21 protein-coding genes are annotated in these 22,726 nt (G+C 40.5%); 16 read left to right on the top strand and 5 right to left on the bottom strand.

The window, feature by feature from the left end; all coding sequences use genetic code 11:
- Positions 1-233: 233 nt before the first annotated feature.
- Both AC1DLI_RS22095 and AC1DLI_RS22090 read left to right on the top strand, forming a co-directional pair.
- Complete coding sequence (locus AC1DLI_RS22095; protein ID WP_477606471.1) at positions 234-1,616, top strand: glycosyltransferase family 2 protein; 1,383 nt, start codon at positions 234-236, stop codon at positions 1,614-1,616.
- 27 nt (positions 1,617-1,643) lie between these two features.
- Entirely contained in the window at positions 1,644-1,820 is a 177-nt protein-coding gene (locus AC1DLI_RS22090; protein ID WP_477606469.1) for a hypothetical protein, read from the top strand.
- Between the two features lie 84 nt (positions 1,821-1,904).
- Here AC1DLI_RS22090 and AC1DLI_RS22085 read toward each other — a convergent pair whose 3' ends face one another.
- Positions 1,905-2,912 (bottom strand): beta-ketoacyl-ACP synthase 3, encoded by a 1,008-nt coding sequence (locus tag AC1DLI_RS22085; protein WP_477606467.1) that lies wholly within the window; start codon positions 2,910-2,912, stop codon positions 1,905-1,907.
- A gap of 158 nt (positions 2,913-3,070) precedes the next feature.
- Here AC1DLI_RS22085 and AC1DLI_RS22080 point away from each other — a divergent pair, with 158 nt between their 5' ends.
- The 3 genes from AC1DLI_RS22080 to AC1DLI_RS22070 all read left to right on the top strand — a co-directional run bounded on the left by AC1DLI_RS22080 (position 3,071) and on the right by AC1DLI_RS22070 (position 6,682).
- Entirely contained in the window at positions 3,071-3,796 is a 726-nt protein-coding gene (locus AC1DLI_RS22080) for a YhcN/YlaJ family sporulation lipoprotein (RefSeq protein WP_477606465.1), read from the top strand.
- Between the two features lie 190 nt (positions 3,797-3,986).
- The gene (locus AC1DLI_RS22075; protein ID WP_477606463.1) at positions 3,987-5,150 is read left to right on the top strand and encodes a hypothetical protein; all 1,164 of its coding nucleotides are present in this window, start codon (positions 3,987-3,989) and stop codon (positions 5,148-5,150) included.
- A 218-nt stretch (positions 5,151-5,368) separates the two neighbouring features.
- Positions 5,369-6,682: a nucleotide sugar dehydrogenase gene (locus AC1DLI_RS22070; RefSeq protein WP_477606461.1), complete on the top strand. Its 1,314-nt coding sequence runs from the start codon at positions 5,369-5,371 to the stop codon at positions 6,680-6,682.
- Between the two features lie 502 nt (positions 6,683-7,184).
- Here AC1DLI_RS22070 and AC1DLI_RS22065 read toward each other — a convergent pair.
- Both AC1DLI_RS22065 and AC1DLI_RS22060 read right to left on the bottom strand, forming a co-directional pair.
- The gene (locus AC1DLI_RS22065) at positions 7,185-8,384 is read right to left on the bottom strand and encodes a glycosyltransferase (protein WP_477606459.1); all 1,200 of its coding nucleotides are present in this window, start codon (positions 8,382-8,384) and stop codon (positions 7,185-7,187) included.
- Between the two features lie 19 nt (positions 8,385-8,403).
- On the bottom strand, positions 8,404-9,819 hold the full coding sequence (locus tag AC1DLI_RS22060; RefSeq protein ID WP_477606457.1) for a glycosyltransferase family protein: 1,416 nt from the start codon (positions 9,817-9,819) through the stop codon (positions 8,404-8,406).
- A gap of 130 nt (positions 9,820-9,949) precedes the next feature.
- Between AC1DLI_RS22060 and AC1DLI_RS22055 the strand changes: the two genes are divergently transcribed.
- From AC1DLI_RS22055 to AC1DLI_RS22035, 5 genes are all read left to right on the top strand, one after another.
- Complete coding sequence (locus tag AC1DLI_RS22055; RefSeq protein WP_477606455.1) at positions 9,950-10,399, top strand: hypothetical protein; 450 nt, start codon at positions 9,950-9,952, stop codon at positions 10,397-10,399.
- 177 nt (positions 10,400-10,576) lie between these two features.
- Positions 10,577-11,485, top strand: coding sequence for a glycosyltransferase family A protein (locus AC1DLI_RS22050; RefSeq protein WP_477606453.1), 909 nt, complete (start codon positions 10,577-10,579; stop codon positions 11,483-11,485).
- A 34-nt stretch (positions 11,486-11,519) separates the two neighbouring features.
- Positions 11,520-12,584, top strand: a complete 1,065-nt coding sequence (wecB, locus tag AC1DLI_RS22045; RefSeq protein ID WP_477606451.1) for a non-hydrolyzing UDP-N-acetylglucosamine 2-epimerase — start codon at positions 11,520-11,522, stop codon at positions 12,582-12,584.
- Between the two features lie 16 nt (positions 12,585-12,600).
- Entirely contained in the window at positions 12,601-14,445 is a 1,845-nt protein-coding gene (locus AC1DLI_RS22040; protein WP_477606449.1) for a polysaccharide biosynthesis protein, read from the top strand.
- A gap of 167 nt (positions 14,446-14,612) precedes the next feature.
- Positions 14,613-15,425, top strand: a complete 813-nt coding sequence (locus tag AC1DLI_RS22035; protein WP_477606447.1) for a hypothetical protein — start codon at positions 14,613-14,615, stop codon at positions 15,423-15,425.
- Between the two features lie 113 nt (positions 15,426-15,538).
- Here AC1DLI_RS22035 and AC1DLI_RS22030 read toward each other — a convergent pair whose 3' ends face one another.
- On the bottom strand, positions 15,539-16,594 hold the full coding sequence (locus AC1DLI_RS22030) for a glycosyltransferase family protein (RefSeq protein ID WP_477606445.1): 1,056 nt from the start codon (positions 16,592-16,594) through the stop codon (positions 15,539-15,541).
- Between the two features lie 49 nt (positions 16,595-16,643).
- Between AC1DLI_RS22030 and AC1DLI_RS22025 the strand changes: the two genes are divergently transcribed.
- Positions 16,644-16,913: a hypothetical protein gene (locus AC1DLI_RS22025; protein ID WP_477606443.1), complete on the top strand. Its 270-nt coding sequence runs from the start codon at positions 16,644-16,646 to the stop codon at positions 16,911-16,913.
- Positions 16,914-16,930: 17 nt separating this feature from the next.
- Here the strand turns inward: AC1DLI_RS22025 and AC1DLI_RS22020 are convergent, their stop codons facing one another.
- Positions 16,931-18,052, bottom strand: coding sequence for a glycosyltransferase family 4 protein (locus AC1DLI_RS22020; protein WP_477606441.1), 1,122 nt, complete (start codon positions 18,050-18,052; stop codon positions 16,931-16,933).
- Positions 18,053-18,406: 354 nt separating this feature from the next.
- Between AC1DLI_RS22020 and AC1DLI_RS22015 the strand changes: the two genes are divergently transcribed.
- The 5 genes from AC1DLI_RS22015 to AC1DLI_RS21995 all read left to right on the top strand — a co-directional run bounded on the left by AC1DLI_RS22015 (position 18,407) and on the right by AC1DLI_RS21995 (position 22,725).
- The gene (locus AC1DLI_RS22015; protein WP_477606439.1) at positions 18,407-19,117 is read left to right on the top strand and encodes a glycosyltransferase family 2 protein; all 711 of its coding nucleotides are present in this window, start codon (positions 18,407-18,409) and stop codon (positions 19,115-19,117) included.
- Between the two features lie 41 nt (positions 19,118-19,158).
- Positions 19,159-19,464, top strand: a complete 306-nt coding sequence (locus AC1DLI_RS22010; protein ID WP_477606437.1) for a hypothetical protein — start codon at positions 19,159-19,161, stop codon at positions 19,462-19,464.
- Between the two features lie 10 nt (positions 19,465-19,474).
- Complete coding sequence (locus tag AC1DLI_RS22005; protein WP_477606582.1) at positions 19,475-19,930, top strand: polysaccharide pyruvyl transferase family protein; 456 nt, start codon at positions 19,475-19,477, stop codon at positions 19,928-19,930.
- 167 nt (positions 19,931-20,097) lie between these two features.
- A complete protein-coding gene (locus tag AC1DLI_RS22000; RefSeq protein WP_477606435.1) occupies positions 20,098-21,327 on the top strand; it encodes a glycosyltransferase family protein in 1,230 nt (409 codons plus the stop codon).
- 324 nt (positions 21,328-21,651) lie between these two features.
- The gene (locus AC1DLI_RS21995; protein ID WP_477606433.1) at positions 21,652-22,725 is read left to right on the top strand and encodes a Gfo/Idh/MocA family protein; all 1,074 of its coding nucleotides are present in this window, start codon (positions 21,652-21,654) and stop codon (positions 22,723-22,725) included.
- Position 22,726: the final 1 nt, after the last annotated feature.

Below are 22,726 nucleotides of genomic sequence, written 5' to 3'. Positions count from 1 at the left end.
CAGTTATGATCCCAAAGAAGATATTAACTGGTTTGCAATCGGCATGGCACAGAAACAAGACGAGGATTTTGTGCGCGAAAAGCGTCAAAATCCTCTTTTTTCATGGAGCAGTTGGACATTGAACCTATGGTTTAATTTCGAGATCTACACGAATGCCCTTACGGTTAAGAAAACCCAACATACAATATAATGTTAAACTGTTCGATCATTTGACAGAAATGGAGTGATCGCCGATGAGACGAATTAAAAAGATAGCCAACCGTCTTAAAAGAAAAAGTGAATTGAAAAAATATGCGAACAAACGATTAGCAGATTCCAACCGAGGTTTGGAAGAAGGCTATCAGCAAGGATTAGAAGCAGGTTTTAAAAGTTTTGATTCGTACTTTGATGGAACAAGTATTGTTGTTACGAGCCATAACGCAGCAGAAAGAGTTAAGCGTTGTATCGAAAGTATCATCAATTATACAACCTTGAGCTACGAAATAATCGTTGTCGACAACAACTCATCCGATGGAATTGAGCACTATTTGAAGCAACTGGACGGAATGGTGAGATATCATATTTTATCGCATAATCATGGTTTTGCAGGAGCACTGAACAGGGGCTTAATGATGGCCAAAGGAACGTCGATTTTACTGTTAAGCAACAATGTTGTCTGTACAGACAATTGGCTTCATAATATGCTTATTTGCTTACAAAGTAATCCTAGCATTGGCCTTGTAGGAGCGGTATCGAATGGTATGAAAGGCGACCAACGGATTGACCATGGTTACAGCAGTTTGGAAAACATGCAGGAATTTGCGACATTGAACAATATAAGTGATCCTTCTAGATGGAGCACTTCAGAGAGATTGTCCTTCCAATGCTTGTTGTTTAGCCGCGATCTGCTAGAGAAGGTCGGGTTTTTGGATGAAGGTTGCATAGAAAGACCATACGTTGAGGAAGATTATTGTATCAGAGTAAGGAATCTAGGACTTACATTGGTTTATGCAGGTGATGCTTTCGTTCATCTGACTTCTGACGATGAGAAGATACCGGGCAATGAAGAAGTTGAAAAGAAAAAAGGTTTGCTCTATTTCACTGATAAATGGAATAAACCGAATGAAGTTTTGAATTCCTTGGCACATAACAGTGGGATAAACCGTACAGACGCCCGGCAATCAGCAGAGTGGCATGAACGGAGGCTTGGCGAAACTGCATTTTACCCGCAAGCGATTGCAGTGAAAGGATTAACTGAAACTATTTTCTGGATTGAGGATGGTGTCCGAAGAGCCATTGAAGGGATATGGGATGGACCTGTCATTCAGTTGTCTCAAATTGATTTAAGGCGATGGACATTCGGGCCAGCCTTGATTGAAGACGAAGTTCAGCATAAATTGGATCTTGTCCAAGGTCGCGGGCAGCATACCGAACTGCATGGTTCTATCTGCGTTAAAGCGGATGGCGGTATGTATTATATGGAAAAAGGCATGAAACGAGCAATCGTTAGTCCATTAGCTGCTGAAGCATGGTACATGAATAGTCGCTCGCAGATTAGCTTATTAGAATCAGAGCTTCTAGATGTTCCCGATGGATTGCCTATAATTGGACCGATCAAGCTTCGGCAAGCCTTGTAATTTCCTTATCGTTAGGAGGCAAAATCAATGGCAATAAGTAAGAAAAAGTCTCTTCAGCGCAGAAAGCCGGCACAAAGAAAGCGCCTTTCTCAAAAGAATAATGAACGCGTACAAATTGGTCAGGTTTTTAACAATAGTTATAATACAGGGTTTGCAAAAGGCTTTGAGGAAGGACATCAATTGGCTTATGAGCAGCAGCCGTAAGAGCCGGTATGGCAACAGCCTTATATCCATAATTGTTTCGCTAAAGTAAGTTGAAACGAAAGGATATAGGGCTGTTTGGTATGCCTACAGCGACCAGCGAATAATGATTCCAGATTGCGTTAAGCCGCCGCCAAATCCGTAAAGCAGCATGATCTGATCATGTTTTATTGTACCTGCTTTGACCGCTTCGTCTATGGCGAGCGGTATCGATGCAGCGGAAGTGTTACCGAAGAGTTTGATGCTGGACAACGTTTGGTCAAGCGAGAATCCCGTTCTTTCGCAAAGGGCTTCAATAATACGCATATTCGCGCTATGCGGAATGAACCAATTAATATCCGCTGCCGAGAGCCTGCTTCTTTCCATTAGCTGTTTTACCCCTTCTGCTACATGGCTGACTGCCCAACGGTACACTTCCCGGCCATTTTGCACGATCATTCCGTTCGTATGAATAGCATGATCTCCGATGGCAGAAGCTAAGCTGCTGCGATATAGCTGATGTCCGCGGGAGCCATCTGTTTTTGAATACATAGACAACACATTGCCGCGGTCGTCATCCGAAGATTCCATTAGGAATGCCCCGGCTCCGTCTCCAAATAATATACATGTAGTACGGTCAGAATAATCGGTAATTTTGGATAATGTCTCGGCTCCAACCACCAGTATCTTGCGATATGCACCGGAAACCAATAAACCGTTAGCAAGTTGTATGGCAGCCGTAAATCCGGCGCATGCGGCTTGTAAGTCAACTGCTCCGCAGTTTTCTATGCCCAAATGAGATTGAACCTGCGAAGCTACACTTGGAAACACGGCATCGGGAGTAGAGGTGGCAACGATAATATAATCGATATCGGTTACGGTAATATTGTAGCGTTCAATCATGTTATGGACAGCTTCGAAACAAAGGTGGCTCGTGAATTGATGCTCAGCCGCTATATGACGTTCCTTAATGCCGGTTCGCTGCACGATCCATTCATCATTCGTATCAACCAGCTTCTCTAAGTCGGCATTCGTTAAAATCCGTTCTGGTACATATGAGCCAATAGCGGTAATTACGGCATTCGAGCGAATATCGGATCGATTTATATCGTTCATCCTCAGTGCCTCCCAATTTTTTAGTATCAAGTACTAGTACCTGATGCTAATTTACTTCATTGATCCGCTCTTGTCAATGTCATGAATAGTTCAAAAGGGATTGGCGAACGCTAAGATGGGGCCTGAAGCCTGATCAAACCGAAATGGAGGATGGCTAAATGCACAAAAAAATGATTGCTTTATCCGCTGGCGTGCTGCTTAGTACAATGCTCGTGGGCTGTTCGGAAAACCAAGGGGATCTGGGTAATAAAAATATTCGTTCAAACAGCATAAGGTATGATGCTAACGGTAATTTACTGAAGGATAAGCGCTTTGCCGATGATCAGATGAATGAGATGAACCGAGTAAACGGCCGTAGGTTGAACAGCAATAACGTTATCGGGTCGCATAAAAATTATCGGATGGAAATGAGCGAGAAAATTGCCGAGCAAATTACGGAAATGGATGCGGTTAAATTGTCGTACGTCTTGCTCACCGACCATAATGCCTATGTCGCCGTATCTCTTGATGAGAATGAGCCTGCAGGTGACTCGAAATTGATGAGCCGTACAAATACCGGTTACATGGGCAAAGAAGGCGCCCGTATGAGCAGGCGAATGAGCAGCTTATCAACGGGGCAGGATATGCTCACCGAACAAATAAAAGATGATATCGCAAATGAGGTCAAACGTTTAAGACCAAGCGTGGAGCATGTGTACGTATCTGCCAATCCTGATTTTGTTGGAAGAATGAACGCGTATATGAACGATGTGAAGCTTGGACATCCGATTCAGGGCTTTATTGCGGAATTTAATTCTATGGCCGAGCGAATATTCCCAGCGAAATCGGGCGACAAGAATATCGAAAATTATAGTATAAAAAACAAACGCATGATTTACGACTGATAAAATCATATCATAGAATAGATGGAAACCGGTTTACTGAGCAGTCGCTCTCAGAACCGGTTTTTTTGTACAAAAGAGCGGATAAGGATGAGAGATTAAAGCGAATTAAAATAGGCTTTGATAGGGGTTTCCTATGAAATTAGGCAATCATAGGATATGGTATACCTTTAATTAGATTGGGAGGAGCAGCATGATAATTGGAACGGTTACAAGCGCAGGCTATTTACCGAGAGCAATGATCATGGCAATATCGGTTAAAAAACATATGCCAGGAAGCAAAGTTGTTGTTGGTATCATAGAAGATAAGATTCCGGAACCGGCGCTCCGTTTTCCTTATTTTGATGAAGTTATTCTAATGAAAGATATCTTTCGGAGCTCCAATACCCATAAGTTTTTTTTTCAATATACGACGCAAGAAGCGATCCGTTCATGCAAGGCGCAAGTGATGAGGTATATTTATTATAAATATGCAGCTGAGAAAATGATGGTCTATGTGGACGCGGATATGAAGTTATTAAGCCCTTTAGATGAGCTCCCAGTCGTTCTGGAGAAGCATCCTATAGTGCTTACGGGACATTTCATTTATCCGGAAACATTGGATCCCGATCATTTGGAAGAAGTACGTAAAGCAGGCATACACCATTCGGGCTTTGTTGCGTTAAATAGGCATCCCGCGGCAGAAAAATATTTGCTCTGGTGGTCAAAGCTCTGCAATCATCATGGCTATTACGATCATGAGAAAAATCGCTTTGCCGATCAAGATTGGCTGGATATATCCCAACACTTTTTTGACGACGTATATTCACTTCGGCATGCCGGCTATACGATATCATCTTTGAACTTATTAGAGAGATGGAATATAGACAGGGTCAGCGAGGATATACACGTCATTAACGGTCAACCTTTGCGCTGCATTCAATTTTCTCCCCAGTTTCTGCAAGCCTCTTCGTGGATCGATCCTCACAAAGGACAAATTTATAGTGATCTCTATCACCAATATATGAACGAAATGAAAGAGCTGGAACAAAGCAATCGACGTATATCACAGTGGAGCTACGGCTTCTTCTCGAGCGGGGAACCGATAAATGATGAGACGAAAAGGATTTTTCTCAAAAATTATTATGAAAACCCGGAAATTGTAAACCCTTTTTTATTATCCAATGCCTATTTCAATATGGAGCCAAAGCGTAAAATCATCGACATGATACCCATTCGCGCACGATCTGAGAAGATAATGCCAAAGCAGCGCCGGGTGATTCAAGCCGGAAAAACAAAAGCAAGACGAAAAAAGATCAACGCCAGCCGTAAAAGGATCAGCTCTAGCCGTAAAAAGCGAATTCGGCGACACGGTTAATGGAAGATTTAAACCCATACAAATGATGGCATCTACCCTCGTGTAGATGCCTATTTAATTTTCGTTAGCTAAGAGCTTTATAAGGCTGAAAGCTTTATCTATATAATTCCACGCATTCTCTATTTAATAGTAGTAGAACGTCCAAACCGCTTCATGAGTCATCTCATATACTACTCTTAGCTTAGTAACAAACTAGAAAGAAGGCGAGAAAATAGGATATGAGTGATGACCTTAAACCAAAAACCAATACAGAGCAGAGAACGGTGGCCATCATAGGCCAGGGCTATGTCGGCCTTCCGTTAGCGCTTCTCTTTGTGAAAAAGGGATTTCATGTGCTCGGAATCGATTTGGATCGTAGAAAAATTGAAATGCTGCGTAAAGGAAAGAGCTATATTACTGAAATTCCGGACAGCGATATTCAGGAAGCCATATCCTCTGCCAGGTTCACTCCAACCGATCAATTCAGCTTTATGGAGGCAGCCGAAGCAATCGTTATCTGTGTTCCCACGCCGCTAACCTCGTATGGAACGCCGGATTTGAGTTATTTGACGCAAGCAGCAGCGGAAATTGGCGGAAGATTACAGAAAGGTCAGCTGGTCATTTTAGAGAGCTCCACCTATCCGGGAACGACCAGAGAAGTGCTGCTGCCTGTCTTGAATAAAACGGGATTTCAGGTAGGTTCAGATTTCTTTGTGGCCTATTCACCGGAGCGAGTGGATCCCGGCAATGAGGAGTTTCCGGTTGAAAACATTCCGAAAGTAGTTAGCGGAATCACGCCTAGCTGCTTGGGCAGAGTAGAAGAGTTATACAGTCAGCTATTTATCAAAGTCCATCCCATTTCATCAACAGACGCAGCTGAAATGACGAAACTATTGGAAAACTCATATAGACTGATCAACATATCGTTCATCAATGAATTGGCAATGATTTGCGATGTTCTCAACTTGAATTTATGGGAGATTATCGAAGCAGCAAGCAGTAAGCCATTCGGCTTTAAAGCCTTTTATCCGGGTCCAGGGATCGGGGGACACTGTATACCAGTGGATCCTTCTTATTTGTTATGGAAGATTAAACAATATGGCATTAGTTCTGATTTTATTCAAATTTCAAATGCGGTCAATCATATGATGCCTTTGTATATCACGCGGCAGCTTAAACAACATCTGGAACAGAAGTCGCTGACGGGCTCACGCATATTAGTTTATGGGGCTGCCTATAAACGGGATATCGCCGATTACCGCGAATCCGCTTCGCTGGAGCTTATGCATATGCTTCAGATTGAAGGGGCAGATGTGTTCTATCATGACCCGTTCATTCCTTCACTGCAGCTTGGCGATAACAAATTCGTCAGCTTAGAACTGACCGAAGAAGCGCTTAGTAAAATGGATTGCGTCGTCATCGCTACCGATCATTCCTCCATGCCTCTAGCGTTCATACTGGAACACGCGCCACTTGTATATGACACGCGGAATGTGACCAAAGGTGTAACAGGCAAAGGCAAAATCGTGAGGCTGGGAGGAGGAGATTCTTGAGTCAATTCTCGAAGAATTCTTCTACTTGGGAAGTTGAAAGGACTAACGAAGTACAGACAAAATATGGTGGTTTTATCCTTAATTGATAACATCCTGCCCCTAACAAGCTGTGTTTGTTCTGTGTTTCTGATTAAGGGCGGGTGTACTTCTCTCTTTTCCACTTGTAAATTATGCATCTATGATCCTGTTGAAAGTGTTCCAGTCTATTACTCTATCTACGATAGTATATGCGAAATTGGACACTTTCCTATTGAATAGCAAGCATACCACATCACTTTATCTAGCGCTGTGGATTACATCTATTTTGCTGATCGCGGGAACAAGAACTTTGAACGAAAAGACTTATGTTGCTGGAATCATTGGCGAGAAAGGTGATATCGTCGTTCATAATATCGAAAATAGTGAAGAATCTAAGTTTAGGAGAGATTAGTAAAGGCAACCCATCAAACAGTTTATTCCGTTTGATGGATTGCCTCTATAGGTATTTAATGTGCTAAACCTATCATTTAGCCTTTATCAATTGATCCATGATGTACGCAAGTGCACCCGCTTGATTTTTTCTATCGTATTTTTGAATTGATTTGGTGTTCGGAGTAATGAGATTGGTACCTTTTTTCCAAGATTGAATAATTTTATCAATAGTAGGGATCGCTGAAGCTGGCGATCGAGAATCTATGACGAACCCCGTTCGGGTTTCCCTAATTATATTCGCGGCGACGCCTTGTGGTGGAACGATCGCTATAATAGGCTTCCCCAAATTAATTAACTCGAAGATTTTGCTTGTTACGATTTGATTTCCTTCCCTCGGATCGATAAAGAGCAAAAGTATGTCGCACGAAGCCGCTAGCGATAGGGCAGAACGATGGTTTACAAATCCGGTTCTGCTTATGATTCTGTTGACATTCTGATAGGGTAGATTCGGAATATCACCACCAATTAAAAGTACTTTAATTTGGCTGCTCGATATTATTTGGTTTTGGATAGCAGTATTCAGTGATTTGAAGAACTGATTAGCCGTTGCTAGCCGTAAACCATAAATGGATCCCATGTATCCTAATGTAAACTTCTTTTTTTGGGGTGTATTCTTTATATGCTCAAAATCCGAAGGGTCAAATCCGTTAGGAATTGTATGGAATTTGCTTCGTTGCTGACCACCGGAAAGCCTATTCAACGTGCCTACGATTTCATCCGTTACAGAGATAACGGCATCGGCTTCCTTTAATACTTGCTTTTCAAACTGTTTAGTGGACACATTCTGATAGTTCCAATCTAAATTTTGAAAATAAGGATTTGTTGTCCATTCATCTCTTAAATCAACGACTAATGGTTTTCCTGTTAGACGTTTCAATGCGACTCCGCTAACCAGCGATAAAAAAGGTGCTGCAACACTATAGATGACATCGATGTTCTGTTCTTCGATAACTTTAATTCCCTCTTTTAATGTAATCGGGAACCAACCCTCTATAAAATCAGATAAACTAATAAAGGCGGGAGGACATTTTTTACAGGTGTCTAATCTAATGATTTGGCATTGCTTTGGTATTTCCTCTAACAAGGTGATATCTATAGGATAGTTTGTTTTTTTGGGGGTAAGTACTATAGGTGTCCAGTCAAATTTCGGAAGATATTTTACGAACTTAAGTGCTCGTTGGCTCATTGCAATCGGCGGAAAGTGATAACTGATAAATAAAACCTTTTTCATTCATGCAGCTCCCTTATCATTAGGCATATAACTCTTTGTATAGGGTAATCAGCTGTCGGGCTATTTTTTCAGGCGAATGATGTTTGATAGCATATTGACGTCCTTTTACCCCCAACTCATATCGAAGTTCAGGGTCGGAGATCAGTTTATAAAGAACTTTTTCGATTGTATTGGGATTTGCTGATACGATAGGCAATCCTTTTGGATATTTATTCCATAAATCATCCCGAATATAGGTCACTACAGGTTTACCCAGTAGCATGCTTTCGATCGACAATGTTGCATATATGCCCAGCTGGAGCTGGTCGATCACGATATCTGCTTTTTTTAAGTGTTCAATCGTTTCAGCATTTGACGTATTCTCCACTTGGATAAATTCGAAATCGGCATATGCTTTAAGTCGTTGCACTGCTTTAACGACGTTGTCCGTTCCTTTGATATAACGGCTGCTAGGAGCATGAACGATCAGCGGCTTTTTTACTGTCAGGGAGGGATAATGAGGTGAAAGATTGCTGTAGTCTACTGCAATACGAACGAGATAGACTTTATTAAAAAAACCTTTCAAATGTTCAAATAATTCATAATCAGAAACGATCACTGCGTCGACGTAACGGGAAATAACGTTTAATCTGTTAAGAATTTCCGTTTCCGTTGTAAGTTTCCCCGGCTTGATCCTCGTGAATATGTTGTTTCTTTCGGCAATCGACTTTCTCCTTAATTCAGATCCCCAGTAGGTCATAACCATCTTCTTATTTAAGAGGCTAAGGTACGGTAAGTCCGTGTAGTTGTATTTAGTAAATGTTTCGCCTGCATGAAAATGAAAAATATTGTACTTTTTGGCGGATTCTGCGGCGAAACTCATCATGGAGTATCCTTGATTTGGCACAGGGAGCTTACTAATTGGAGATGGTAAACCATTAGGGTATTTGTATGTTGAAATTATATACGAGCAAAAAGATGCAGGAACGCCAAGCCTTCGAAGTGTATTGGCTTGGATACTCATCTGACCGGCTGGATTCGTAGGCAGATGTAAAACAGGTCCTATGCCAACTGCATCTAGCTCTATATCCTTGGCAGGCTTCGGTTCAATTAATTTACTGTGTAAATTCGTATTTCGCATAGTAAAACGAAGAGGTACTAACTGTATAGGATTTGCTTTTTGTGTATTCCTTTTTTTTACTGCTGCTTTTCTTTTTTTTGTTTTAGGAATTCGTTTTCGTATGGTTCTACGGTTCCTCTTCACTCCTCTAGTTATTTTTTTTCTCTTTACATTTCTTCTTTTGGATGTTCTTTTTTTTTTGACTACATGTTTACGGAAAGTTTTTTTTCGTATGGATCTACGGTTCCTCTTCACTCCTGTAGTTATTTTTTTTCTCTTTGCATTTCTTCTTTTGGATGTTCTTTTTTTTACGGGTATTTTTCGTTTCATTTTCATCCATTTACCACGTCCCGATGTTTAGTAATCACATTTTGTAGTCTATTCATAAGCAGGTACAAGGAAACGGCTATCGTCCAATGCAAGTGAGGACCATTACTATGAGCTTTCGAAATTCAGGATAATCTATATGGACTTGGATATGAAAGTAATGTTATCTAATTCCTTCGTTGAGTCGGACAAAGCACATGGTAAGGATGATTTGATTTCTATCCCCCGTAAGCCTCTTCATTCAAAAGGAAAGCCAAACAACAAAAATTGGATTAAACGGAGGAGAGTTCCTCACAAAAACGTTATATTTCTCGGAAAAAGCGCACACGTTAATTCTTATGAAATTTTGATATTTCGCTATCGAAATAATGCAATTAATATCGCAAAGGTGCATTTTCGTTCTTATTCACTCAATAATAAGTCGGATCAATCTCGCACTTACGGAGACTCGATTCGCCTTCGACCAGCGACTTCAGGCTCGGTGGCCGATGAATTCGCTCCTTCTACTGTTCATACGGTTTCCACAGCAGCGCCTCTTAAAAACAGAATGCCTACAAAGTTGTTCGCTCTATATTTATACGCTTTCTAGACTTGATTTTAGTAATACGTCCAATCCGCTTTATGAGTCAACTCATATACTAATTTTAGCTTGGTAACAAACTAGAAAGAAGGCGGGATAATAGGATATGAGTGATGACTTAATACCAAAAAACAATATTGATCAGCGAACGGTTGTAATAATAGGCCAAGGTGGAGGAGATGCTTCTTGAATCCATTCTCTAAGCCTATTGAAGAAAAGCATCATCAAACTGAAGACATCGAGAAGGTAGTTGATTCAAGTGAAGAAGAACATCAGGAGCAAGAGACAAACGACACCTCGATTCTAATCCCCTCAGAAACTGCAAATGAGAATACGGATGATATTCTCCAGGTGCTGCCAATGCTCCTGGAGCCTCCGATCGAACCGGTGCTACCGATACGCCCGTTGATTAACAAAAGTGTGATCGTAGAAATTCATTTTAATTCTTACGGTTTCAAAAAAGAAAGATTCACAAAAAAATGGATCGATTATAGGATAAAGATTTTCATGATGTATACGTGCAGAAGTTTGATGAAACAAACTAACAAAAACTTTAAAGCTTTTATTTATTATGCGGATCAGTCTAATTCTTTGATTCAACGAGCGCTGCGTAGATATAAGAAGCTTCCCTCCAATATACAATTTGTTCGAATCTCAGACAGAAATAAGCGAGTGCTGGACTGCTTAGAAGGATTTAAGCATGTATATTTTGTACGTGTCGATTCCGACGACATGTACCGTAAAAATTTCATTGCACAGCTCCACGCTTTTAAGCCGAAACCGTCAACAAAAGCTTTAATCAATCAAAGAGGCTTCTGGTATGATTCCAATCGCAAGAGATTGGCAGCCGTCGTTCGCAAATCTCCGCCGTTTTATACACTTATTTTTAAGACGGAAGATTTTAAAAAAGGAATGCGGTACCCGCTTAAGGGGCATGGAAGTGTGATTCGGCTCAGTCATGAAAAGTTAAAGCCGCGTAACTATATGGTGGTTATTCATGGAAAGAATACTTCAACCAGGTACAGAATTCAAAAAAAGACAGATTATAGGGTTAAGCGAAAACGAATCAGAAAAATTTTGAAATTGTACAGATAAATTCTAATTTGAAGTAAGAACAGAGGTGGATTTATTGAAGATTGTTACGGTTATTGGGGCACGACCGCAATTCATCAAAGCTTCAATGATCAGTAGAATTCTGAAGGGCTGTGTAGAAGAAATCATCGTTCATACCGGACAGCATTATGATGACGAAATGTCAGCCATCTTTTTCAAGCAGCTGGATCTTCCGACACCTAAGTATCATTTGGGTATTGGCTCGGACACTCACGGCAAACAAACAGGCCGTATGATTGAAGCGATTGAAACTGTTTTGAACGTTGAACAGCCTCAATTGCTATTAGTCTATGGAGATACAAATTCTACATTAGCTGCAAGTTTAGCCGCATCCAAGTTAGGTATTCCGATCGCGCACGTTGAGTCGGGGCTGAGAAGCTTTAACAAGAAAATGCCAGAAGAAATTAATCGGGTAGTTACCGATCATTTATCTACATTGCTTTTTTGCCCGACTGAGGTAGCTGTGAGAAATCTCCAACGTGAAGGCATTCAACAACAAGTTCATTTGGTAGGCGATGTCATGTATGACTCTGTACTGCAATATAAAGAGTTAGCCATGCAGCACTCCGACATTTTGGAAAAGTTACAGCTATCCCCTTCCAGCTACTATCTCTCTACCATTCACAGAGCGGAAAATACCGATAATCCCGCTCTGTTGTCTCATCTTCTAGACAGCCTAAGGCAGTTGGACCATAAGGTTGTTTTTCCGCTGCATCCAAGAACGGAGAAGCTGATCAGGCAATGGCATTTAGAAGAGTACTTGAGTGCTTCCAACTTAATTATCGTAAAGCCGCTCTCTTATCTAGATATGCTTAATTTGGAATATAATGCAAAATTAATTTTAACCGATTCAGGCGGCGTTCAGAAAGAAGCTTATATGCTGCAAGTCCCTTGCATTACACTTCGCAACGAGACGGAGTGGGTGGAAACAGTGGAGGCCGGTTGGAATCAGATTGCAGGTATTGATGGAACCCGTATTATCAAGTTAATATCCGAACTGCAGATCCCAACCGATTCTCCGCCAATATTTGGGGATGGTAATTCATCTGGCAAGATATGTAAAATTCTAACTTCTATATAAAAGGGAGGAGTGAATGATGAATTATAGAATCAAGTTAATGCTTTTGGCAATTGCAGATAGCGCCTTATTGGCTTTGAGTTTGATATGCTCCATTTATTTAACCGGCGAAAGAACTCCTCAGTTTGATTGGTCCTCGATAAACTTGATGTCCGGCATTATCTTTATTGTTTCCAGTAATATCATCCTTGCCGTTAATAGATCGTATAAGGCTTTAAGGCGATACACAGGCATTCGGGAACTGTTCAAAGTATTTCAATCGATCCTTTTATCGACGATATTGTATGCGGTAGTCGATCAACTTTTTATGGAAACTCCTCGTCAGCTCCCTGAATATTTTATTCTGGGCACAATCGCTATTTTGCTTCTTTGTTCATTTAGAGTTGGATCAATAGTTAATAAATATAAGAATAAGACACTATCAAAATTAAATAGAAAAGCGTTAATAATAGGAGCGGGTGAAGCAGGAACCATCGTCTCCAAACAACTTATTTTATCTGATAGGAAGGAATTGAATCCTATCGGTTTCATTGATGATGACCAAAGGAAGCTGTATTTTGAATTAAATGGATTGCCCGTTCTGGGAGACAGAACCAAAATAGCTCGAATTGTGGCTGAGTATGGGATTACAGACATCATTGTCGCGATTCCCTCTGCCTCAAAGAAGACAATAAAAGAAATCGTAGAAATCTGTAAGACAACGTCGGCGAGTATTAGGATATTACCTCGTATGTATGATGTGATCCTTGGCCGGGTTTCTACAGATGATATACGCGAAATTGATGTAAAAGATTTGCTTGGAAGAGACTTGGTAATCACTTCTACGGCCGACATGGAGCATTATTTAAAGGACAGGATTATTCTAATAACTGGAGCAGGCGGTTCAATAGGCGGTGAGCTTGTCTACCAAACTGCACAGTTTAACCCGCGCCGCTTGATTATGTTTGGACATGGCGAGAACAGCATCCATCAGATTGAAATGAAGATAAGAGAACATTTTCCTCATGTGGCAGTTGAAAGTGTTATTGCAGATATTCAAAATCTTGGTGATGTTGAACAAGTATTTCAACGGTATCGGCCCCATGTCGTCTTTCATGCAGCAGCGCATAAGCACGTACCGCTAATGGAACATAACCCTGGATCAGCTGTAAAGAACAATGTGTTCGGGACAATTAACATGGCTGAGAGCGCAATCAAGTTCGGAGTAGATCGTTTTGTATATATTTCGACTGATAAAGCTGTACAACCAATTAATGTGATGGGTCTGACTAAGCGGGTGGCTGAAATGATGATTCAATATTTTTCTTTAAAAGGTACAACAAAATTTTCAATCGTACGATTCGGCAATGTGTTGGAAAGCCGCGGAAGTGTCATTCCCATATTTAAGAAACAAATTGCGAAGGGAGGTCCGGTAACGGTTACTCATCCGGATATGGTCAGATATTTTATGACTATCCCCGAGGCTGTACATCTAGTTATGCAAGCCGGGGCATTATCCAGAGGGGGTGAAGTTTTTGTGTTAGATATGGGAGAGCCGGTCAAAATCGCAGATTTAGCGAAAGCTTTGATCCAGTTGGCCGGATATGAACCGGAGCGTGACATTAAGATTGTGTATACGGGCATACGGCCGGGAGAAAAACTTTCGGAATCACTATTTTACGATGAGGAACGGAGTTTGCCGAGCTCTCATCCGTATATTTTCATCACTAACCCGAAACCGATACAATGGGACCAGCTGCTTCAGGATGTAAAAAGCCTTGAAATGGTTACAAGCGAGCAAGATCACTCCCAGTTGAGGCAGTGTCTTGAAATCATCATAAGAAATGAAACCACTCTCCCGCCGGAGCGGGGCGAGGGGATTTGAGAGAGACAATAGAAGCATGTGTTCAAAGGGCCATTGAAAGCAAAAGAGCATCCGTTGTTTTCATAGGTTCGACGGCCAAGCATAATAATCCGACATTCCTTATTGGGCCAGTTCGGGAGTCAGAGCGATTTATAGGCTGTAGTTTTATTATTCGAGACAACCGTTTTGTGAAACAAATTTGCGAATTCGCGGACGGAAGAGTGGATTATGTTCTGGTGGATGCGGAGGACAAATCGGAAAATGCATTAAGTTTGGTAGAAGAAGCGCTTGTTTATGTTAAAAAAAGCAAAATTAAGACGTATAAAGGTAATGATATCACGGCTCTTGCATGCGACTTGCTGGTAAGCGAATTGAAAGGCAATTTGAAAGGAAAGAAAGTTTCTATTATCGGAGCTGGTAACCTTGGATTGAAAGTCGCCATGTCATTCGTTGAGAGGGGAGCCAACGTTTACATCAGCCGCAGGGATAAAAATACCGAATTTCTTGCCACAGCTATTAATATGATGAAAACTCGCTATGCTTCCGGGATGATTTATAGCGAGGATAACATCGCGTTGTCTGCACAAAATGCGGACGTACTCATTGGATTTACACAAGGGCACCCGGTCATTGATGGGAAGATGATAGCATCCTTGGCGGAGGATGCTCTTATTATTGATGGAGGCATCGGCACGATTACAGAGGAAGCAATCACTGCAGCTAGACATGCAAAACTGTCCATGATTCGTTTGGATGTCCGAATCGTCTTTTCTTACGTCATCGACAGTGTGCTTTTTACAGAGCAATTTTTGAGATTCACGGCAGGTAAATTCACTGAGGATGGAAAAACCTATGTCGCTGGAGGCATCATCGGGGGGGAGGGGGATATCGTAGTGGATAGTATCGGCACCCCTAGGACGATTATCGGTATTGCTGACGGAAAGGGGGGAATCAGACAGTATCAGCAAACGATTCATAAACAGAATAATGACGCGGACTAAGAGAGCATTGTAAATTGACGAATACAGTTTCTGTGAAAAACAACCCAGTACTTTGCCGGTACTGGGTTTATTGTATTTAATTTGGATGAAAAGTCAAAGCGAGTTGAATGGTATTACAGGCTACGATAAATCGTAATTAATTGCCGTGCGATCCGTTCCGGGTCGTGATATATTTCGGCATATTCACGACCTTTAACGCCGAGTTCATAGCGAAGGCTCGGATTTTGAATAAGCTCAAAAAGCTTGCTTTCAAGGGTAAGCGGATTGGCGGATACGATGGGTAACCCTTCCGGATATTTGCTGATCAGATCTTCGCGGATATACGCGACTACGGGTTTCCCCATCAACATGCTTTCAATGGAAAGAGTTGCATATATTCCTAATCTTACTTGATCGATGACAATGTCTGCTTTTTTAATCCATTCGAGCGCTTGAGCGTTCGTCATATTCTCCACTTGTACATATTCAAAAGCAGCGTAAGCTCTCAGACGTTTGATCGCGCTTATTACATTGTCCGTTCCTTTGATATAGCGGTCGCTTGGTGCATGGACAATTAATGGTATCTTTTTTGTTTCCGAAGGAAAGTAAGGGATAATATTACGATGGTCTACTGCGATTCTGACAAGATAAACCTTATTGCAGAATCCTTTTACACTCTCGTATAGCTCGTAGTCGGATACGATGACCGCATCAACATTTGCAGTGATGAAGTTCAACATAGATACAATATCTGGCTCTTTCAGGCCCGGTTTAACTCTTGCATAAGGGTTATGTTTTAGGGCAATCGATAGTCTCCGGGCTTCCGATCCCCAGTAAGTCATGACCAATTTTTTCTTCTGTTTTTTTAAATAAGGCAAATCCCTGTAGTAGTATTTTGTGCATGTTTGTCCCGCGTGAAAATGAAAAATGTCATAAGCTCTTGCAGCATTGTTGGTAAAGCGCATCATGGCATGTCCATGCTTGGAGGCCGGGACGTTTTTGATCGGAGAGACGATTCCGTTTGCATACCGGTATTTGCTTTGAACGTAAGAACAGAAATTAGTTGCAACTCCTAACCTCCGTAACGTGCTTGCTTGTGTGCTCATTTGTCCTGCAGGATCATTCGGCAAATGCAATATTTTTTTATTTGGCAGCAGCAAACCGTTCTCGGCCGGATCAGGTTCGATCAATATTGTTCGTTTATTTAGCCTGCGAATTCGGGACCGCAGGGGAATCATTTTGGTTGAAGGCTTTTTTTTTCTTTTTTTTACGGGTTTTGCGGGAGATACGGTCCTTTTGACTAGTTTTTTGCGCTTAGTTGATGTTCTTTTAATTCTCCTAACTACCTTTTTTGTTTTGATCGTTTTTTTGCGCTTAGGTGAAGTTCTTTTAATTCTCCTAACTACCTTTTTTGTTTTGATAGGTTTTTTCTTTACGACTGCCCTTGCTCGTTTTCGAATGCTCTTCATGGCTTCAACCTCTCCAAATATAAATGAAAAACTAAGTTAGTCTTTGAGAATGATTAATTAGCGAATACGTTTAAGTTTTAGATTACTTGCTGGTGTTTTTTTTTTGAGTACTGATTCGTATTGGGAAATATACTTCTTGGCAATGGTATCGCTAGAGAAGTCCATGGCACGAAAAAAGTTGTCCTMCATTACTTTTCTGCTTAAATCCCCGTTCTGTATTATATTTTTTACCATCGCTGCGATCTCCTCCGGGTTATGCGGATTAACCAAAAAAGGATAGCTCTTTCCTAATAACTCCATAATACCTCCATCTCTTGACGCGAGAACCGGCACACCTGCCATCATATATTCGACTATCTTGATAGGAATAGAAAGGTTGAAATCCTTACTTTTGTTACTGCTGCTGTTGAAGCGAAGATTTACCGCAATATCGCACTTTTCCAAATAATGGGGTATCTTTGTGCGGTCAAGTGAACCCAAAAAATGAACGTGTTTATTCATATTCAAATGGTTAATTAAACTTTTTAGTTTTTTGATATATAGATCTATGCCCGTACCAGCGATCAAGAGACGATAATTATTTTTTTCTCTTTTATTCAATAGTGATAAAGCTTGTATAATGGGCTCAATTCCATAATTTTCTCTAATTGAGCCAAAATATCCGAGAGTTACTTGGCCGGTAGATGCTCTCAAGGTTGTTTGGGGTTTAAATAATTGTGAATTGACTCCCACGCTTATAAGTTCAATTTTGTTTGAGGGTACTGCATAGGTAGCAGTATAATAGGCCTTCCAACCTTCCGTAAAGACAAAGAGTTTGTCGCAAGCCTGAAGGACTCTTTGTTCCATCTTAAAATCGGCTTTGTTTTTAGTTGAGAAATAGGAAGGAACCATGGTGTAGAAGATCGGTTTGTTTGGTAAATATTTTTTGGCCTCCAACACTAAACCTTGGGACCGGAAATGAAATGCATCGAAATTGTGCTTACTGTTTAACTTGATAATATAACGAATTAATTGATAAGCCTTACTATTTCCTTTTCCTTTAAATAATTTTCCGGTTTTTTGGTAGATCGGTGCTTTAAGCACAATCGCTTTTCCGATTTTTTTGATTTTCCCCGGTTTAAAGCAAACAAGGTAAACGTTATGGCCTTGATCAGCAATGCTTTTAACCAGTTCTTTCATTTGTGTAATATCTCCTTTTCCCCCCTTATCTAATGGAAAATATGACTCCCAGCTATAACAGATCTTCATCTTTTACCTCCCATAATGAATGTTGTTTTGCTCCGATTAGTATATGCATAGGTTGCTAGTTTCGGCAGGGCAAAGGGAAACGTGAAGTAGATAGGTGAGCGTCAAATACTCCTTGACGTAAAAGTCTACGCAGCAAGTGAGATCATTRGCGAAAAGGGCACATCCACCTAAAGAGGATTTTTCATAACCTTCTCAATTTTCAGTTAACATGTCCATTTCCATTTATGTCCATGGAACATATAATGCCAAGAAGAATATTGAATTCCTGGAGAGAGGTGAAACATTTTGAGAGAATGTCCTTTAGTTTCCATAGTCATTCCCACTTATAATTGTCCCTATATTGCAAATGCCATAGAAAGCGCCCTAGCACAGAGTTACCTAAGAAAAGAAATAATAGTAGTCAACGACGGATCTACAAAACATAAAGAAAAAATCAAACCCTATTACGACAGAATACGATACATTGAGAAAAAAAACGGGGGAATAGCGAGTGCGTTAAATACGGGTATCAAGCTTTCCCGTGGACAGTTTTTTGCTTGGATGTGCTCGGATGATCTCATTGATCCCCATAAAGTTGCCAAGCAAATATCCTTCATGCAAACCAAAGGAGCTGTGGCGAGTCACACCGCCTTTTACCGAATGGACGTTAAAAAAAAAATAATCGATCAATTTTTAATAAAAGCTTTTACAAAAAATCAATTATTAGCGGCGATGATGAAAGGAAATGTGATTAACGGCGCAACCGTAATGTTAAATAAAAAAGTATTCGATGAGGTCGGTTTTTTTAATGAGAATCTCCGCTGTGCCCAAGATTATGATATGTGGTGCCGTATATTAATGAAATACCATATCCATTATTTAAATGCACCATTGTATAAGTATCGAATACACGGCAATATGATTTCCAAGCGATTAAAGAACGTGCTGGATAAAGAAAGAGCACTTGTTATACATGAGTATAAAGATATTCTTAGAGGGCTCATTAAGCATCAATAGAGGTATGTTATTAAAAAAAACGAAGAGGAGCACAATAAAATATGATCAATTTTTTTGGAGATTTCTCGAATTATAAAATAGGTTTAGATACAAGCAGGAGGAAGATTTTAGGCACAATCGAGGATTCAAGCGATATAACTTTCATTATCGCAGGCGGCAACATTGGTGATCACCTTATCTGGGAAGGAACCAAACATCTTTTGGTAGACAAGAAATTCAAAACAGTAYTGATAAAGGACGTTAAAGATCTTAAGGGCCATACAGCACTCATCACAGGTAGTGGAGGTTGGTGCAAGCCGTTTCATACCGTAGGGGCATATCTTCCTATCATAGAAAAAAAATTTTGAACGTGTCGTTATTTTACCGAGTTCTTTTGATCCTTCAGAAGTTTCAGTCAAAAGTGCTCTGTCCCAAACTAAAGCTCGTGTTTTTGCCAGGGAATTAAGTTCATTTAAACTAATTAAAGATCTATGTAATGCAGATTATGCTTACGATTGCGCATTTTTCTTTAATGTTGCTCCATATAAAACTTCGGGAAAAGGTACTCTGCATGCTTATCGCACGGATACTGAGAAAGTGTCCGGTGTCATTCCAAAAAACAATAATGATATTTCCAAAACTTGCAAGAGTCTAGATCAGTGGCTAAAAATTATCGCAATGCATGATACCATTTATACAGACCGTGCGCATGTTATGATTGCTTCAGCCTTGTTAGACAAGCGTGTATTTTATAGTTCGACCAATTATCATAAGGTTCCGGCAATTGCCGAATTTTCCCTCAATGACTTTCCTGTATATTATCGAAAGCGATAATCGATTAATAAGTAAGCGTCAATCAGCATCCATCTTGTCTTCACAAGTCAGTAGCAGCGCCTCTGAAACGTACCGCGTTCAAGACGGCGGTAGAATATTTTTTTTCACCAGTCACTCGAAAATACTTTGAACGTTTTAAGTTCGAGAAGGGATGAGATGATAGGCTAATGAAAAAACGCAAACCGGCAAGTACCAAAAGAATCGTAGTAAGGAAAAAAAACAAACCAACTATAAATACATCTTTACGAAAAAAGAAAGTAAAGAGTAGCACTCTAAAATCAAAAAAAAAGAAGACTAGAACACCAATACGTATGAAAGCGGCAGGTACAAGGGCGACCGGGAGAAGTACCAGTTCATCTCAAGCAATTATCAAAAAGCCAATAACATCCTTAAAGCCGAAATCTTTGGATGATCTGTCCATTCAGGATACCGTTCTGGCAGTAAAAAAGAGAAAACTAAATATATTGATACTGATTAGAGCATTTGACGTAAGGATGCCAAAACACAAGCATAAATTTGATACTATACGAGCCATTGGACAATATGCAAACGTCCGATATTGGTCTGCAAACGGAAGTATATTGGATATTCTGAAAAAAATAGATATGAAACCTGATTTCATTTTTCATTATGATTTTTCATGGGATTATTCATTTGCGCCACTGATAACTGACTTACCAAAAATTGATATCCCGAAAGGGTGTTATGTGCTAGATGTTCATTGGAAACCGCATGAGCGAAAATATTACTTTGACAAAGGGGGAAAACCGGATCTCATTTTCTCTGCCAGTAAGTACCCATTTTTAAAAGTTTTTCCGGAATGTGAAGAAAGATTCGTGTGGTCACCCTTTGCCGTAAATACGGATATTATAAAAGATTATCACGGAAATAAAGAAATTGATTTTTCGTTAATGGGTCTTTTGCGTCCTCCCGGCCGCTATCCATTTAGGGAAGAGGTATTAAAACATATGAATGATGTGATAGGGTTTGAACACTATATTCATCCAGGACACCGTGCACGCGATAATCGAAATACTCTAATTAACGATAGGTACGCCAAAGAAATAAATCGGTCAAAAATCTTTTTTACTTGCGGGAGCAACTTAGAGATACCGGTTGCAAAATATTTTGAGGGACCTGGCTGTAATTCTATGCTTATGGCGGAACCTAACAGGGATATTATAGAAATAGGGTTTATAGACGGACATAATTTTGTCTCTTGCCATGCAGATCAAATCAAACAAAAAGCATTGTATTACCAAAAGAATCATAAGGAACGAGAGCRTATTTCACAAAATGGGTACGAATTTATTCATACCTATCACACAAATAATGTAAGGGCACAGCAAATTGTTGCTACCATAGAGGATTTATTGAGAAGAAAAAAGAGGATATAAGAAGTGGATGAGAAGTTGAAATATTTAATTTGATTAATCCGATTGCCTCTGATGAATCACCTCATACAAGATATCGATCATCTCAGACAGTCTTATGACGCATGAGAAAAGATACCCTCAAATTCCAGTAACCGCTATTTATAATTCCCCTTCGATAAAGTTCCCGCAAATGTACTTGTAAAGGCGAGCTGTGATTTTTTTGGATTGATACACCTAAATTACAAATATTTGTATATCGTCTATACCAAGAAGAACGTTCTTCCATATACTAATTTGAGAGAATAGCAGATGGTCAGACTTCGCTTAAGCGAAAGGGGGTACCTTATGCAACCTGTAAGAATTGCATTGATAGGTTGCGGTTATATCGCACAAAAGCATGTACGTTCTTTATTAGAAATAAGAGAGGAAGCCGAATTGGTAGCACTGTGCGATACAGATAAACAACAGTTAGAACGTTTTGATAGAGATGTATGCAAGCCTCATTATCCGAATCTACGACTCTATACTACTATTGAAGATTGCCTAAGTAGAGATCATGTTGATCTGATTGCCATTACAACCAGCAGTCACACCCATGCACTCCTCACCATTGCAGCTCTTCAAGCGGGAAAACACGTTCTCGTCGAGAAACCTCTGGCTTTATCGATTCAAGATGCCCGAACAGCGGCGGCCGAAGCGAAGCAGCGTGGTCTTATTCTTGCTGTTTCGTTGCAAACCAGATATTTATCACAAATGCAAGCGATAAAAAAGGCCGTCGACGAGGGGCGCTTTGGTAGTTTGATTCATGGTGTCGTTTCGATGCGCTGGAACCGGGATATGGATTATTATAACGCAAGTCCTTGGCGGGATTCATGGACCAAAGGGGGCGGGTTGTTCATGAATCAATGTATACATTACATCGATCTTCTTCAATGGTTAATGGGGCCTGTTGTTTCGGTATACGGGGAAGCAGGAACGTACGCGCAACCATTGCATGTAGAAAATATGGGAGTTGCGGTCTTGAAGTTCGCAAACGGAGCTACCGGTCTTATCGAAGCTTCATCCGTTGTCTATTCTCAAAGCCTGTTGACCTCGCTTAGCTTGTTCGGCGATAAGGGATCGGTTTCACTCGAAGGCGGAAGATTAAACGAATTGAAAAACTGGAAATTTGCTGATGATCAGTTGGAGGGTGGAAGTGTACTCATACGAACGGATGAAATATCCCACACCCCATTGTATAAAGACCTTATACATGCGATCAGAACAGGAACCTCTCCCTTGGTTTCTGTAGAAACATCGTTGGACTCATTGGAGGTTGTGCTGGCCATATACAAGTCCATTTCGGAAGGAGAGTCGGTTCAAATGCCGATCGGTCATTTTGACATGAAAAATATGGTATTGAAAAATAAAGGAGGGTAAT

The sequence above is a fragment of the Paenibacillus sp. 01T443 genome (assembly GCF_056398325.1).
Note: the sequence above shows the minus strand (reverse complement) of the source record. Positions and strands in the feature narration are given on the sequence as shown.